Annotated in this window: 15 protein-coding genes and 1 rRNA gene; 2 read left to right on the forward strand and 14 right to left on the reverse strand. The window is 32.0% G+C overall.

Annotated features, from left to right (window positions below):
- From HXZ69_RS08425 to atpD, 5 genes are all read right to left on the reverse strand, one after another.
- A 16S ribosomal RNA gene (locus HXZ69_RS08425) occupies positions 1-73 on the reverse strand; the annotation flags it as partial.
- Positions 74-778: 705 nt separating this feature from the next.
- Complete coding sequence (locus HXZ69_RS08430) at positions 779-1,786, reverse strand: homoserine O-acetyltransferase family protein (protein WP_286495647.1); 1,008 nt, start codon at positions 1,784-1,786, stop codon at positions 779-781.
- Between the two features lie 29 nt (positions 1,787-1,815).
- Complete coding sequence (locus tag HXZ69_RS08435; protein ID WP_286495648.1) at positions 1,816-3,123, reverse strand: O-acetylhomoserine aminocarboxypropyltransferase/cysteine synthase family protein; 1,308 nt, start codon at positions 3,121-3,123, stop codon at positions 1,816-1,818.
- A gap of 449 nt (positions 3,124-3,572) precedes the next feature.
- The gene (locus tag HXZ69_RS08440; protein WP_038336143.1) at positions 3,573-3,866 is read right to left on the reverse strand and encodes a F0F1 ATP synthase subunit delta/epsilon; all 294 of its coding nucleotides are present in this window, start codon (positions 3,864-3,866) and stop codon (positions 3,573-3,575) included.
- An 85-nt stretch (positions 3,867-3,951) separates the two neighbouring features.
- Positions 3,952-5,460: a F0F1 ATP synthase subunit beta gene (atpD, locus tag HXZ69_RS08445; protein WP_114998651.1), complete on the reverse strand. Its 1,509-nt coding sequence runs from the start codon at positions 5,458-5,460 to the stop codon at positions 3,952-3,954.
- Between the two features lie 188 nt (positions 5,461-5,648).
- Here atpD and HXZ69_RS08450 point away from each other — a divergent pair, with 188 nt between their 5' ends.
- Positions 5,649-6,578: a bifunctional riboflavin kinase/FAD synthetase gene (locus HXZ69_RS08450; RefSeq protein ID WP_286495649.1), complete on the forward strand. Its 930-nt coding sequence runs from the start codon at positions 5,649-5,651 to the stop codon at positions 6,576-6,578.
- A gap of 36 nt (positions 6,579-6,614) precedes the next feature.
- Here HXZ69_RS08450 and HXZ69_RS08455 read toward each other — a convergent pair whose 3' ends face one another.
- The 4 genes from HXZ69_RS08455 to HXZ69_RS08470 form a co-directional block, all read right to left on the reverse strand.
- Positions 6,615-7,652 carry a hypothetical protein gene (locus HXZ69_RS08455; RefSeq protein WP_286495650.1) on the reverse strand — a complete coding sequence of 346 codons (1,038 nt, stop codon included), beginning with the start codon at positions 7,650-7,652 and terminating at the stop codon, positions 6,615-6,617.
- The gene (locus HXZ69_RS08460) at positions 7,649-8,191 is read right to left on the reverse strand and encodes an RNA polymerase sigma factor (protein WP_038336150.1); all 543 of its coding nucleotides are present in this window, start codon (positions 8,189-8,191) and stop codon (positions 7,649-7,651) included. Before HXZ69_RS08460 ends, HXZ69_RS08455 begins: the two co-directional genes overlap by 4 nt.
- 152 nt (positions 8,192-8,343) lie before the next feature.
- Positions 8,344-9,339 (reverse strand): aspartate-semialdehyde dehydrogenase, encoded by a 996-nt coding sequence (locus tag HXZ69_RS08465; protein ID WP_286495651.1) that lies wholly within the window; start codon positions 9,337-9,339, stop codon positions 8,344-8,346.
- A 257-nt stretch (positions 9,340-9,596) separates the two neighbouring features.
- On the reverse strand, positions 9,597-10,007 hold the full coding sequence (locus HXZ69_RS08470) for a BrxA/BrxB family bacilliredoxin (RefSeq protein WP_038336154.1): 411 nt from the start codon (positions 10,005-10,007) through the stop codon (positions 9,597-9,599).
- 112 nt (positions 10,008-10,119) lie between these two features.
- On the opposite strand from HXZ69_RS08470, the gene rnpA reads away from it, so the two are divergent.
- Positions 10,120-10,500: a ribonuclease P protein component gene (gene rnpA / locus HXZ69_RS08475; RefSeq protein WP_125350577.1), complete on the forward strand. Its 381-nt coding sequence runs from the start codon at positions 10,120-10,122 to the stop codon at positions 10,498-10,500.
- Positions 10,501-10,544: 44 nt separating this feature from the next.
- Here rnpA and HXZ69_RS08480 read toward each other — a convergent pair whose 3' ends face one another.
- The 5 genes from HXZ69_RS08480 to HXZ69_RS08500 all read right to left on the reverse strand — a co-directional run bounded on the left by HXZ69_RS08480 (position 10,545) and on the right by HXZ69_RS08500 (position 14,475).
- The gene (locus HXZ69_RS08480; RefSeq protein WP_125350576.1) at positions 10,545-10,745 is read right to left on the reverse strand and encodes a hypothetical protein; all 201 of its coding nucleotides are present in this window, start codon (positions 10,743-10,745) and stop codon (positions 10,545-10,547) included.
- A 14-nt stretch (positions 10,746-10,759) separates the two neighbouring features.
- Entirely contained in the window at positions 10,760-11,374 is a 615-nt protein-coding gene (locus HXZ69_RS08485) for a MarC family protein (protein ID WP_125350575.1), read from the reverse strand.
- Positions 11,375-11,458: 84 nt separating this feature from the next.
- The gene (locus HXZ69_RS08490) at positions 11,459-12,211 is read right to left on the reverse strand and encodes a LytR/AlgR family response regulator transcription factor (RefSeq protein WP_219034073.1); all 753 of its coding nucleotides are present in this window, start codon (positions 12,209-12,211) and stop codon (positions 11,459-11,461) included.
- 8 nt (positions 12,212-12,219) lie between these two features.
- Positions 12,220-12,942: a CPBP family intramembrane glutamic endopeptidase gene (locus HXZ69_RS08495; RefSeq protein ID WP_286495652.1), complete on the reverse strand. Its 723-nt coding sequence runs from the start codon at positions 12,940-12,942 to the stop codon at positions 12,220-12,222.
- Entirely contained in the window at positions 12,943-14,475 is a 1,533-nt protein-coding gene (locus HXZ69_RS08500) for a histidine kinase (protein ID WP_180905517.1), read from the reverse strand.
- Between the last annotated feature and the right edge of the window lie 31 nt (positions 14,476-14,506).

Here is a 14,506-nt window from a genome sequence, read left to right on the forward strand (position 1 = left end):
TATACCCCTCGGCTTGCATGTGTTAAGCCTCCCGCTAGCGTTCATCCTGAGCCAGGATCAAACTCTCCATTGTAAATAATTTCGTTTGGTATTGCTACCTATGTTTTTACAACTTCGAATTTCCTATAGCTCCATTATTAAAGGATTGACTTCGTTTTATTCGGCTATTTTTTCTTCTGTATATTTTATAATTTCAAATGAACTTCTCATCTTAGCAAACCCTCTCGGTATTTGCGGTTGCAAAGGTAAAACTTATTTTTTAACTAACAAAATTTATTTTGATAAATTTTAAAGTTTTTATTTCAACAAGTCAAATTTACTCTCACTTTCAAACTCCTTTCGGAGTCGGTTTGCAAAGGTAAAACTTATTTCTAAACTCGCAAATTTATTTTTGAATAATTTTTAGCGATATATAAGTCCTTATGTCAACTACAATACTACTAGTCTTTCGTATTGAGGTTGCAAATATACGCACCATTTTTCCGCTTTTCCAAACCAATTTTACATTTATTTTACATTCTTCTCTTAAGTTGCTGGTACGATGGGAAATATTTTTTGTTTTTTTTAGATGTGAGAAGTGAGATATTAGATTTTAGATTCTAAAACTTCGTTTTTACCGCAGAAAATGATTTGACGTTTTACTTTTCTTCCAAAAAAGAAAAGCAAAATGGATACTTTATGGTTATCGACTCGGGGAAAATTCTACTTCGTAGAATCTATTTATAAATAAAAAAAGCTCGAATAAATCGAGCTTCAGATAATTATTCATTTCATAATATTATACGAGATGTTCCAAAATTGTATTTAATTCTTGTAATTCGACCAAGAAACCATCGTGTCCAAAAATAGAATCTATTTCGATAAATTTTGCATTTGGAATATGATTCGCTATAAATTTTTGTTCCTTTGGGGGAAATAAAATATCCGAAGAAATTCCAATCACTAAAGTATTCGAAGAAATCTGAGCCAAAGATTTCTCTAAAGATTCTCTATTTCGAGCCAAGTTTTGTGAATCCATCGCTTTCGAAAGTGTCCAATAAGAATGTGCATTGAATCGATTTGCTAATTTTTCACCTTGATATTTTTGATAAGAAGACGCTTTGAAATCGTTGTAAACAGAATCCTCGTCTTTTTGCTTCTGTTCATATATAATATAGGTACGGTAAGACAACATCGCAATTGTACGTGCTGCAATCAATCCATTTCTTCCTCCATTCTCAGTTTTATCATTAAAAGTTGAATCGGCTTCGATAGCTAAACGCTGCGATTCGTTGAACGCAATTCCCCAAGGAGAATGTATCGCGTTTGTCGCCAACAAAACTAAATTATCCACTTTAACTTGATTCAGCAACGTAAATTCTAACGCTTGTTGACCACCGAGTGAACCACCAATTAATAAATGAATAGTTGAAATTCCTAAATGATCTGCTAACAATTGATGCGCATTTGCCATATCTTTTATCGTAATTGTAGGAAAATCTCGATAATAAGGCGAATTTGTTTCAGGATTTGTAGACAACGGATTTGTTGTTCCGTAATTAGAACCAATCACATTGGCACAAATAATAAAATGGTCTTTTGGATTGAACAATTCATTTTCTCCAAAAAGACCAGCCCACCAATCGAAAACATCCGAGTTTGCCGTTAAAGCATGACAAACCCAGATGATATTGTTTTTTTCGGGATTCAATGTTCCCGCTGTATGATAAGCAATGGTTAAATTTTCGAGAATTTGACCATTTTCTAATTGAAATGGCTTTGTATAATTATATTGATGAAAATTCACTGAATTAATTTATAGCTAAAATACTTTGTTTACTTAATTTTATCAAAAGCTTGCTGAAGATCATTTTTGATATCATCAATATATTCGATTCCGACAGAAAGACGCAATAATCCTGGAAAAACTCCAGCAGATTTTTGTTCATCATCGCTCAATTGTTGATGAGTTGTTGCAGAAGGATGAATAATTAATGATTTTGCATCACCAACATTTGCCAAGTGACTAATCAATTCTAAACTATCAATAAATTGATTCGCTTTGTCTGCATCACCTTTAATTTGGAATGATAAAACAGCTCCGAAACCATTTTTCAAATATTTTTTCGCCAAATGATGACTTGGAGAGGTAATTAATCCAGGATAATTCACTTTTTCTACTTGCGGATGAAGTTCTAACCAACGCGCAATTTCTAACGTATTATCCAAATGTTTCTGAACTCTTAACGACAACGTTTCTAAACCTTGTAACAATAGGAAAGAATTGAAAGGTGAAATTGCTGGACCAAAATCGCGCAAACCTTCGACACGAGCACGAATAATAAACTGAATATTCCCAAAAGGTCCATTCACCCCGAAGACATTGGAAAAAACTAAACCATGATAACCTTCTGATGGTTCAGAAAATTGTGGAAATTTACCATTACCCCAATCATAATTTCCGCCATCCACGATAACTCCACCGATCGAAGTTCCATGTCCACCGATCCATTTTGTTGCAGATTCAACGACAACATTTGCTCCATGTTCTAAAGGTTTGAAAATATAACCGCCCGCACCAAATGTGTTATCCACAATAAATGGAATATTATGTTTCTGCGCAATTGCAGCGATTGCTTCAAAATCTGGAACATTAAAACTCGGATTTCCTATCGTTTCTGCATAAATCGCTTTTGTATTTTCATCAATTAATGATTCAATTTTAGCTGGATCTGCATCTTCGGCAAAGCGAACATCAACACCTAAACGCTTAAAACCAACTTTGAATTGATTATATGTTCCGCCATAAAGATTAGAAGCTGAAACAAAATTATCACCTGATTCTAAAATATTATTTAAAGCAATAAATTGTGCCGCTTGTCCCGATGAAACAGCTAATGCCGCAACACCACCTTCGAGCGCAGCAATACGTTTTTCGAAAACGTCAGTTGTTGGATTCTGAATTCTTGTGTAAATGTTACCAAATTCTTTCAAAGCAAATAAATTTGCTCCGTGTTCGGCATCATTAAATACATAAGAGGATGTTTGATAAATTGGAACAGCGCGAGAGCCTGTTGTTGGGTCTACTTCTTGACCTGCGTGCACTTGTAAAGTATCGAAATGTAATTGTTTTTCTGTTGACATAATAAAATTGTTTTGAATGTGACTACGATTAATAAATAGTAGGGTAGGTTAGTTAGCTGAAATTAGCAGCTGTACATTCGAATTTTACTATTGATACAATTATAGATGCTGTGAAGCAGGACGCCGTGTCCAAAAGAATGTTTTTTAGAATTGTACTTCATCTTTAAAAAAATTATTCATTTCTAACTACACTTTGTAGTTTTATATTAGATGTGAAATTAGAATAATTTTCTAAATAATAAAATTTATAATCAGTTTTTAGAAAATAAATCTATAAAATTAATTTACAAAGAATATTTACACCAAAAAGCTAAAAATATTTCTTTCGAAATCTATAAAAAGGATTTAAACAGAATAAAATTTGAAGTAAAAAAGAGAATATTAAGTAGAAAATATAAAAAAAGGAGATCAAAATTGATCTCCTTTTAAGTTTTATGATAAAAAAGTAATTAGTTTGCTAAAACTATTACTTTATTATTGTTCATTTCTATTGTTCCTCCTTTGATATCTAACAATAATGTAGATTCATTAGATGGAGAACTGTAAACTTTACCAGATTGATTATCGAAATCTTCGAAAGTTTTTGTGTGAACTTTAATTTTAATTGTTCCTTCACCTAAAGTTGCAACGATAGGAGCGTGGTTATTTAATAACTGAAATTCACCATCTTTACCTGGTAAAGTAACAGCATCTACTTCTGCATCGAAAACTACGAATTCTGGCGTAATAATTTGTAAGTGCATAATCCTATTGTTTTTAAAAAAAAGAGTACTTAGCAACTTTCAAAAAGAAAAGAAACGTAAGCACTCTTTATATGGTTAAATTATATTATTTAGCTTCTGCTAACATTTTTTCTCCAGCTTCAATCGCTTCTTCGATTGTACCACGTAAGTTGAATGCAGCCTCAGGATATTGGTCAACTTCACCATCTAAGATCATGTTGAATCCTTTGATTGTATCTTTGATATCTACTAAAACACCTGGGATACCTGTAAACTGTTCTGCAACGTGGAATGGTTGAGATAAGAAACGTTGGATACGACGTGCACGGTGTACAACTAATTTATCCTCTTCTGATAACTCTTCCATACCTAAAATCGCGATAATATCTTGTAAAGCATTGTAACGTTGTAAGATTTCTTTTACACGTTGTGCTGTTTCGTAATGTTCTTTACCAATAATTGCTGGTGATAAGATACGAGATGTAGAGTTCAATGGATCTACCGCTGGGTAAATACCTAATGAAGCAATTTTACGATCTAATACCGTTGTAGCATCTAAGTGCGCGAAAGTCGTAGCTGGCGCAGGGTCAGTTAAATCATCGGCAGGTACATATACCGCTTGTACAGAAGTAATAGATCCGTTTTTAGTAGATGTAATACGCTCTTGCATAGCACCCATTTCAGTTGCTAATGTTGGCTGATAACCTACGGCTGATGGCATACGTCCTAATAGGGCAGAAACCTCAGAACCTGCTTGTGTAAAACGGAAGATATTATCTACGAAGAATAATACGTCACGTCCTTGACCTTGTCCATCTCCATCACGGAAATATTCAGCTAATGTTAAACCTGTTAAAGCAACACGAGCACGTGCACCTGGAGGTTCATTCATTTGTCCGAAAACGAAAGCTGCTTTAGACTCTTTCATGTTTTCACTGTTTACTTTAGATAAATCCCAAGATCCACCTTCCATAGAGTGCATGAAATCTTCACCGTAATTAATTAATCCAGCTTCAATCATCTCACGCATTAAGTCATTACCTTCACGAGTACGCTCACCAACACCAGCGAATACAGATAAACCTCCGTGTCCTTTTGCGATGTTGTTCATCAACTCCTGAATTAATACTGTTTTACCTACTCCGGCACCACCAAATAAACCAATTTTACCACCTTTTACGTATGGCTCTACTAAGTCAATTACTTTAATACCTGTAAATAAAACTTCTGCAGATGTTGATAATTCTTCGAATTTTGGAGCTGGACGGTGAATAGGTAAACCATTTTCTTTGTCTAAATTCCCTAAACCATCAATAGCATCTCCAACTACATTAAATACACGTCCTTTGATGTTTTCTCCGATAGGAACCATAATTGGTTTTCCTAAAGCGATAACTTCTTGACCTCTTTGTAAACCATCAGAACTATCCATTGCGATACAACGTACAGTATCTTCACCGATGTGTTGCTCAACTTCAAGAATTAATGTTTCTTTTCCTTGACGAGGAACCTCTAATGCATCATAAATATTTGGAAGGCCTTCTGCGTTATCAAAAATAACGTCAATTACAGGTCCAATAACCTGTGCAATCTTACCTTTCTTTTGATTTGCCATTATATGAAATGATTTAGTTTATTTTATTTGGGTGCAAAGGTAAGTTAAAAACATTGTATAATTTATATACTTTTTAAGATTTTTGTCATAATATTTTGATTAGTAATCAGAATATTACAATCAAAGGAAATTAAAAATAGATTTGAAGTTCGATTTGAAAGCCTTAATTTTGTGCAAAATCATTTTTAGTGAACGTTTATCAATCCTTAGAAGAAATCAAACCAATCAAACGTCCTGTCCTTACTTTGGGCATGTTTGATGGTGTGCACATTGGACACCAATCTATTCTAAAACAACTCAATACAATTGCAAAAGAAATTGATGGAAAAAGTGTTTTGATTACTTTTAATCCACATCCTCGAATGGTTTTACAACCAAATTGTGATCTTAAATTTTTGAACACTTTAGAGGAAAAAGAAAATGTTTTGCGTCAATTTGGGTTAGAACATTTGATTATTCAAGCGTTTACAACAGATTTTTCGCAAGTAACTTCTGTCGAATTTGTCAAGAATTTATTGGTTGATAAAATTAATATTGATACGCTAGTGATTGGCTACGATCATCATTTCGGGAAAAATAGAGAAGGAAATTTTGAACAATTACAAGTTCTTTCGAAAAAATATGGTTTCAATTTGATTCAATTGCAAGCTGTCGAAGAAAATGATGTGGCGGTGAGTTCTACAAAAATTAGAAATGCACTTATCGAAGGAAATATCGCGTATGCGAATAAAGCGTTGAACTATCAATATCCGCTTTCTGGAGAAGTTGTTCATGGTGACAAAATTGGTCGTACACTTGGTTTTCCTACAGCTAATTTACAAGTTGATCCCAATAAATTAATTCCAAAAGATGGCGTTTATGCGGTTGATGTTTTTGTGGATGATCAGAAATATTTAGGTTTATTAAGCATCGGATTTAGAGAAACGGTTACCAATTCTCGTGAACATCGAGTAGAAGTGAATATTTTGGATTTTGATCGAGATATTTATGGAGAAACAATTCGCCTTGAATTTTTAGGACATTTGCGAGATGAAAAGAAATTTGATTCGTTAGATGATTTAATCATCGCGATGAATCAAGACAAAGAAAATGCAATAAATTTATATGGAAATAATTAAAAAAAGGTTCGCTTTTAGCGAACCTTTTTTTAATCTCTATTTATTATAATATTTAAATATTTCTTTTTTATTTTTTTCCAAAACTCCCAAAAGCGTCGCATCAACCTTTGGTTCGTTTGTTGTTAAAACAATTTTATCATTTACTTTTTCGAATGTAATGACAAGATTATTGGTTGTACTTTCAAACGAAATTTTATTTTTTAATTTCTTTTGTAATTTAAAATTAGTACGTAAAATATCCGATTTTACTGTAAACTTTAAAGGTTTATAAACAATTGCAGATTTGTCAATTACAGATTTTTTTGGCGAAACTTCCATCACCGAAGCTGTTTCTAATGATGTATTCGCAGCACGTTCTTCTGCAACAACCGTCATTTTCATCACATCAGAAGTATCTTTTAATTTAGCATTTTGTCTACTTACACCATTTGCGACTACAACACCAGAAGCTTTCCCTGCTAACTTATCCGAAATAACTGAATCTTTTATAGAACCAAAATTTTGACTATTTGCTTTAGCATATTGACCTTCTTTTTCTATGGAATCTAAAACCTTAGAACGAACTTCCATCGCTTGCGGTGCTGATAAAGCAACCGGAGCATTTGGTGCAGACGCTTTAGATAATTGAGGAAAATATCCTTCATCATCAATTGTACCAGCAGAATGTCCTTCAATTACTTTATAAACAGGCTCTTTTGTAACTTTATCATTCTTTACTATTTCTAGAGGTTTTTCCAAATCTTTATCTTTCGATTCCAAAACCACTATTTCTTCTTGTTCAGCAGGCGATTGCTCGATAACTGGGACATTTGTTTTGACAATTTCAAGTGAATTTTCTCTATTTTCAGTATTAATATTCTCGATAAAAAGTACAAAGTAAGGAATCGCAATCAACGCGAAAACTGCAGCAGAAAACCATACACTTGAAACAAATTCGCGAATAGGTTTCTTTTTCTTTTCCTCGTTCTGCAAACCAGATTCAATACGTTTCCACACCAAATCTCTCGGCTTTTCGCCGACAGTTTCGTTACTTCTTGATCGAAATAAATCTTCTATTGGATCGTTTGTGTTCACGATAAACTTGATTTTATATTTTCATTCTTACTTAACATTTCCTTCAATTTCGTCTTCGCTAAATTAAGTTGCGATTTCGATGTTCCTTCTGTAATGCCCAAGCTTTCGGCAATTTCTTTGTGTTTATACCCCTCAATAACGTAGAGGGTAAACACGAGACGACAGCCTTCGGGTAAATAATCGAGGAGTTTCATCACATCATCTTCTTCGATTTGTTGTGAAGCTTCTTGGTTAGATGAAATGGAAGAGGAGTAATCGTCAACATTGAGATGAAAAATTTTATTTTTCCGCAACTCCATCAAACATTCATTAATCATAATTCTTCGCATCCATCCTTCAAAACTTCCTTCGAACGAATAATTCTCAAGATTCTGAAAAATTTTCAAGAATCCTTTTACCAACGCATCTTCCGCTTGTTGTATATCGGTAAAATAACGTTTACAAACCGCAAAAAATCGCGCATCATATTTTTCATAAAGCAGCCGCTGTGCTTTCGAATCATTGCTGATACAAGCTTTTATGAGTTGTTTTTCGTCCAAAATACTTTTTCTTTCTTATTATTTAGATGCGAAAATTACGCTTATGGTTGCTTTGATAGCGTAAAATATTTGTTAAAGTTCTGAAAACTTATTCATTAAACATAAAAAAGTCGCTACAAGAGCGACTTTATATAAGTTTTTAATTGAAAATATTATCCAACTAAATTGAGTTTTACTAGATATTCTGCAATTTGAACCGCATTTGTAGCTGCTCCTTTGCGTAAATTATCCGCAACAATCCAACAATTTAATGCATTTGGTTGAGATAAATCACGACGAATACGACCTACAAAAACATCGTCTTTCCCTTCTGAATAGAAAGCCATTGGATAAGTATTTGTGTCTGGATTATCTTGTACTGTTACACCTTCCTGTTCTGCTAATAATTTGCGAACTTCGGCTAAATCAAAATCATTCTCAAATTCAATATTCACCGACTCCGAATGTCCTCCTTGCACAGGAACACGAACCGCAGTAGCTGTAATATTCATTTCATCCACACGCATAATTTTACGAGGCTCACGAGTCAATTTCAATTCTTCTTTTGTATAACCTGTTTCTTCATCAAACACATCACAATGAGGCAATGCATTTTTGAAAATTTGGTATGGATAAACTTTCGCTACATCACGTCCTTCAATTTCTCCATTCAATTGCTCCACAGCATCTTTACCTGTTCCCGTAACTGATTGATAAGTAGAAACAACTACACGTTTAATTCCGTATTTTTTGTGTAAAGGATTAAGAACCATTACCAATTGAATCGTTGAACAGTTAGGATTTGCGATAATTTTATCATTTGTTGTTAAAATATCTGCATTGATTTCTGGTACAATCAACGGACGATCTGGATCCATTCTCCAAGCCGATGAATTGTCAATTACAGTTGTTCCGACTTCTGCAAACTTAGGCGCCCACTGTTTGGAAGTTTCTCCACCTGCTGAAAAGATTGCGATATCAGCTCGCATTTCTACAGCATCCTGCATTGATACAATTTTGTATTCTTTTCCTTTGTATTCAATAGTTTTTCCTATTGATCTTTCTGATGCTACTGGTATAATTTCAGTGATTGGAAAATTTCTTTCTTCCAAAACTTGGAGCATAACTCTGCCGACCATTCCGGTAGCGCCTACGACTGCTATTCTCATTTGTTTATTAAATAATATATTAAAAAATTTCGAATTGCTAATTTACAGATTATTTTGATACATTTTTCTCTATTTCATAGGTTTAGCAATCAATTTGATATGATATATTTTATGTTATGATGTTAATTCAGGTTTTTAAACTTTTCCTCGAATTAAAATTTATAAAACTCTTTTTTATAAGAATTTTGAACACAAAAAAAGTGGAACAAATTGCTCCACTTTTTAAAATATTTTTGAAATAACCTTCAAATTTAGTCTTAAGCAAACTCGTTGTAAGCTGCTTTTAAATTTTCTGCGATAGCTGCTGCAGAGTGTCCTTCGATGTGGTGACGCTCTAACATATGTACTAATTCACCATCTTTGAATAAAGCAACAGCTGGAGAACTTGGAGGAAATGGAGCAAAAAACTCACGTGCTTTTGCTACAGCATCTTTATCAAATCCTGCGAAAACTGTTGTTAAATGTGTAGGAACTTTATCATTATCTAATGACATTACAACTCCTGGTCTTGCAGCACCTGCAGCACAACCACAAACACTATTTACCATTACCAAAGTTGTTCCTTCTTGTTTGATTGCTGCTTCTACTTGTTCTGGAGTAGTTAAATCTTCAAAACCATTAGAAGTCAACTGAGCCTTCATCGGCATTACTATTTCTGCTGGATACATATTGTTCTTTTTTTGTTTTAAATAAAAATAAATTATTTTCAAAGTTACATAATTCTAAAACTTTTTAGAATACTTACTTTTGCAGTTACAAATTTACGTAGAATTTAGCAATATGAAATTGACTTTTGGTAAGAATGAGAAACTTAAAAGCAGAAAAGCATTCGATGAATTGTTTTCTGATGGAAAAACATTTGTTTCTCATCCGATTAGATTTGTCTACAAAATCAAACCGAAAGCGGATTACAATATAAGAGTAGGAGTAAGTGTTGGAAAGAAAAAATTCAAACACGCGGTTGATCGAAATTTATTGAAACGTCGTGCTAAAGAAGCTTACAGATTGAATAAATTGTTACTTGAACCTAATGAAAATTATTCGGTTGATTTGGTGATGATTTATACTTCTACAAAACATCAACCTTTTGAGGTGATAGAACAATCTGTCAAAACTTTATTAGAAAAATTAAACGAAGCGATACAAACAAAAAAAGATTAATCCTAGGATTAATCTTTTTCATTTATTATAAGTTGTAAAACTGTTTATTTCTTAAGATTTGCTTGCAATCTGAAAAAACTAAAGTATACAGATACTAAAATTAATCCACAAACTGATGCTCCAATTCCTAAAACGCTACGAAAGTTTTCTTCAGCCATAAAACCAGCTTTATAATCCATCTCATATAGGTTGTAACCTAAACCTATCAACAAAACGATTGTCGCGATATAAATATATGTTTTCATTAGATAATGAATTTTTAAATTTTAATTTCATTCATAAACAATGCACCGATATTTGACGTAAATAATTTGATTGCGATTGACAATAAAATTACTCCAAATACTTTTTTCAGTACCGATAAAACGCCAGGTCCCATCCATTTTTCGAGTTTTCCTGCGAATTTCAGCACCAAATATACGATTAACATATTTAATATAATCGCTATCACAATGTTAATATCTGCAAACTGCGAACGAAGCGAAAGTACAGTTGTCAACGATCCCGCACCCGCAACTAACGGAAACGCAATAGGAACGATGGATGCAGAGTTAGATTCGACTCCTTTCTGGATCTCAATTCCTAAAATCATTTCAATAGCGATGATAAAAATCACAAATGCACCAGCCACAGCAAATGACTGAACATCAACACCAACTAATTTCAAAATTTTTGTTCCGAAAAACAAAAACGAAATCATCATAATTCCTGCTGCAATCGAGGCTTTTTCGGACTGAATATGTCCAACTTTGCTCCGAATTCCTACAATAATTGGAATACTTCCTAAAATATCGATAACTGCAAAAAGTACGGCGAAAGTTGTTCCGATTTGATTGAAAGAGAATTTCTGAAAAAATGATATTATATTTTCCATTCGTATTTAGTTATAATTAATTGGTTGATGCAAAAATAGAAGTTTTTATGAACAATTTTTCATAAAAAAGCAATAAATCAATTCTTAATCCAACCAATTCTTAAAATCTGCCACTTTTTCGCGACTCACAATCATATCTTGTTCATTGTAAGTATTCAAAATTATTTTTAATCTTGAATTAGAATACATTGTAATTTCTTTAATCGAATCGATTTGGATGATTTGACTACGATTAATTCTAAAAAACTTTTTCGGGTCGATTTGTTCTTCCACTTTATCCAACGAAAAATCTACCAAATAATTTCGGTTTTCTTTTGTATGAATATACGTTGCTTTGTTTTCGCTAAAAAAACATTCGATATTATCGATTTCTATAATTTTGATTGATGTTCCTATTTTAATCGAAAAACGTTCTTTAAATTTTTCTGTTTGATTATTCGAAAAAAGACTTTTCAATTCATTTAGATTGAAACTTGAAGATGCTTGCTGAAATTGTCTTTCAAATTTTTCAATAGCAAACTTCAATTCCTCTTCATCAACAGGTTTCAACAAATAATCAACCGAGTTTAGTTTAAACGCTTTCAATACATATTCGTCATAAGCAGTCGTAAAAATAATCGCAGACGAAACATCTACTTGATTAAAAATCTCAAATGATAACCCATCTGATAACTGAATATCCAGAAAAATTAAATCAGGATTTGGATTCGTTTTCAACCACGCTACACTTTCTTCTACAGAGTGCAACATTTCGTGTATTTGATAACCCAATTTTTCTACACGTCGCTTTAATAAACGCGCTGCAGGCTTTTCATCTTCTATAATTAGTATTTTCATAGTTTTTTTTAAGTTAATTCACGAATCGGTTTTCTTTCAAAAATTTTGTTCCAAACAAATAATAAAGCAAGTATAATGACAAAAATGATCAATGTTGCAAGATTTGTCTTAGCCATTAAAGCGTGAATTGTAGCTGGAACGATAATCGATTTTGTTCGAATTGTTGAAAAAGTTAATACAAAAGAAAAAACAATGCACAATAACATAAAAATTCCAAAACCTCCAAACTGATCGAAATCTTTAAAAATAAATAAGTGCCAAACTGCCCAAAATATTCCCGTTATAATGCTTTTTATTATCCAAAATATATTGCCTAAAGCATCATTCAAATAACCTCGCCACGTATATTCTTCCATAATATCATAAAGCAACGTAACAGAAATAAAAATCGCTGCCCACAAATGTTTATTAATTCCGTAATCGTTATTTATCCCATAAATTGAATAACCAACGAGTAATATAAATGGAAAAATCAATGTTTTGAAACCTTCTTTTCCTAGAAGAGAGACTTCTTTTTTAACTTTAGAGAATTTATAGAAAAGTAAACTAATTAGAAAAATAATCAACCCATGATTCATATTCCAAGGCAGTTGAAAATCGACTAAACCTCCAAAAATCAATTGTAAAAAATTAGGACATTTACGAATCAGAAAAGTTCCGATTAATATCAATCCATAAAAAATAATTATTCTAACACAATTTGTTTGCTTTATTTGATTTATAAAATTCATTTATTGCCACTTTTTATTTTGCTCTTTTTCCAAGATTTCTTTGGCTTTATTCTCTTCCCAACCAGAACCATACGCAAAAACTTTTACAGCATTTAGTGCAACGCCCAATCCCCAACCTAAAACTGGCCAATAAAACCACCAATGTCCATTATTTGTAACTAAATTCAGAATAAAAAAGAATAAACTCATTACAACATAAGTTCCTAAATGCGCATAAAACTTTTTCAATTCTTTTGCACGCTCTATTGCACGTAAATAAGCTTGTTGTTCGTCAAAATTTTGTGTATTCATAGTTGTATTTTTTTGTGTTAATATGGGAAGTTCTACACGAAATAGTTGTTCATTTTTTTCGATGTTCACTTCTCGGTTAGAAATTAATTGATAACGATTAATAATATTTTTCAGCCCAATTCCTGTCGAATCTTTAATGGTTTCTTTTGGTTGGAAAGAATTTTCAATTATCAAATAATTATCTTTTTTATAAATTTTAATTTTCAAAGGTTTTTGATCAGATACAATATTGTGTTTGATTGTATTTTCTAATAAAATCTGCAAAGAAAGTGGCACAATAAATTCGGTTTCAGAGAAAGTTATTTGTTCAATTTCGAAATCGATGCTATTTTCAAATCTTAATTTTAGAAGGTTGACATAGGTTTTTGCAAAATTTATTTCTTCTTGAATCGACACAACTTCTTTGTCTTTTTGTTCTAAAACATATCGATAAATCTTAGAAAGCGATGTTGTAAAATCTATCGCATTATCTGGATTTTCTTCAATCAAACCAGTTAAAACATTCAAACTATTGAATAAAAAATGTGGGTCTAATTGACTTTTTAAGGTTTCGAATTGTGCAGTTGCTGTTTCTGCTTTTGTTGATTCGATAACAATTTTACGTTCTAATTTATTTTTCTTTCGATCGATAATAAAGAATAAAAACAAAAAGAAAACCGTGATAACTGCAACTAAAAGATAATTGATCGATTGATCGTAAAAAATATATTTCTGCAAAAGGAGATTCGCAAACTCCACGAATACATAATACAATACCAACGTATAAATAATAGAACGTAAAAAATACTTTCTTAAAACTTTTTCTGGTTTAGGCGAATCTGGTACATCTATTCTATATTCATTAAAAATGCTTGTATTCACAAAAGATGCTGCAACACTGAACGAAAAATATCCGATAAAATATTTGATAGCTTCTGGATGAAAAAATTGATTGAATGATACATTTGGAGATGTAAAAAATATCACGCTATAAATCAAAACATTGATTACAAATAGAATCAAAATATTACGAACAATTAACTTTTTGTCAGAAACAATAATTCCTTCTAAGAATTTTAAAAAGACCAACCCTAAAGCAACAAATTTTAGAAAGTTTCCTGTTAACAAGCCTACTTCTACACCTAAATCAAAATTTGAATTATTTTGAAAATTAATTGTACTAAAATCAAATACATATACTAAAATTGCAAATGAAAATACAAATGAAAATAATCTCAAATATCCTTTATAATACTTATCCATATCAAGCAATCAAATTAATTAACCAAAAAAT

This window comes from Empedobacter sp. R132-2, assembly GCF_030324375.1.
GTDB classification, from domain to species: Bacteria; Bacteroidota; Bacteroidia; order Flavobacteriales; family Weeksellaceae; genus Empedobacter; species Empedobacter falsenii_B.

Coding starts and splice junctions, on each gene's coding strand:
- rnpA (WP_125350577.1), top strand. CDS start 10,120: ATGAAATTGACTTTTGGTAAGAATGAGAAACTTAAAAGCAGAAAAGCA.
- HXZ69_RS08500 (WP_180905517.1), bottom strand. CDS start 14,475: ATGGATAAGTATTATAAAGGATATTTGAGATTATTTTCATTTGTATTT.
- HXZ69_RS08490 (WP_219034073.1), bottom strand. CDS start 12,211: ATGAAAATACTAATTATAGAAGATGAAAAGCCTGCAGCGCGTTTATTA.
- HXZ69_RS08470 (WP_038336154.1), bottom strand. CDS start 10,007: ATGTATCCAGCAGAAATAGTAATGCCGATGAAGGCTCAGTTGACTTCT.
- HXZ69_RS08435 (WP_286495648.1), bottom strand. CDS start 3,123: ATGTCAACAGAAAAACAATTACATTTCGATACTTTACAAGTGCACGCA.
- HXZ69_RS08485 (WP_125350575.1), bottom strand. CDS start 11,374: ATGGAAAATATAATATCATTTTTTCAGAAATTCTCTTTCAATCAAATC.
- HXZ69_RS08480 (WP_125350576.1), bottom strand. CDS start 10,745: ATGAAAACATATATTTATATCGCGACAATCGTTTTGTTGATAGGTTTA.
- HXZ69_RS08495 (WP_286495652.1), bottom strand. CDS start 12,942: ATGAATTTTATAAATCAAATAAAGCAAACAAATTGTGTTAGAATAATT.
- HXZ69_RS08465 (WP_286495651.1), bottom strand. CDS start 9,339: ATGAGAATAGCAGTCGTAGGCGCTACCGGAATGGTCGGCAGAGTTATG.
- HXZ69_RS08440 (WP_038336143.1), bottom strand. CDS start 3,866: ATGCACTTACAAATTATTACGCCAGAATTCGTAGTTTTCGATGCAGAA.
- atpD (WP_114998651.1), bottom strand. CDS start 5,460: ATGGCAAATCAAAAGAAAGGTAAGATTGCACAGGTTATTGGACCTGTA.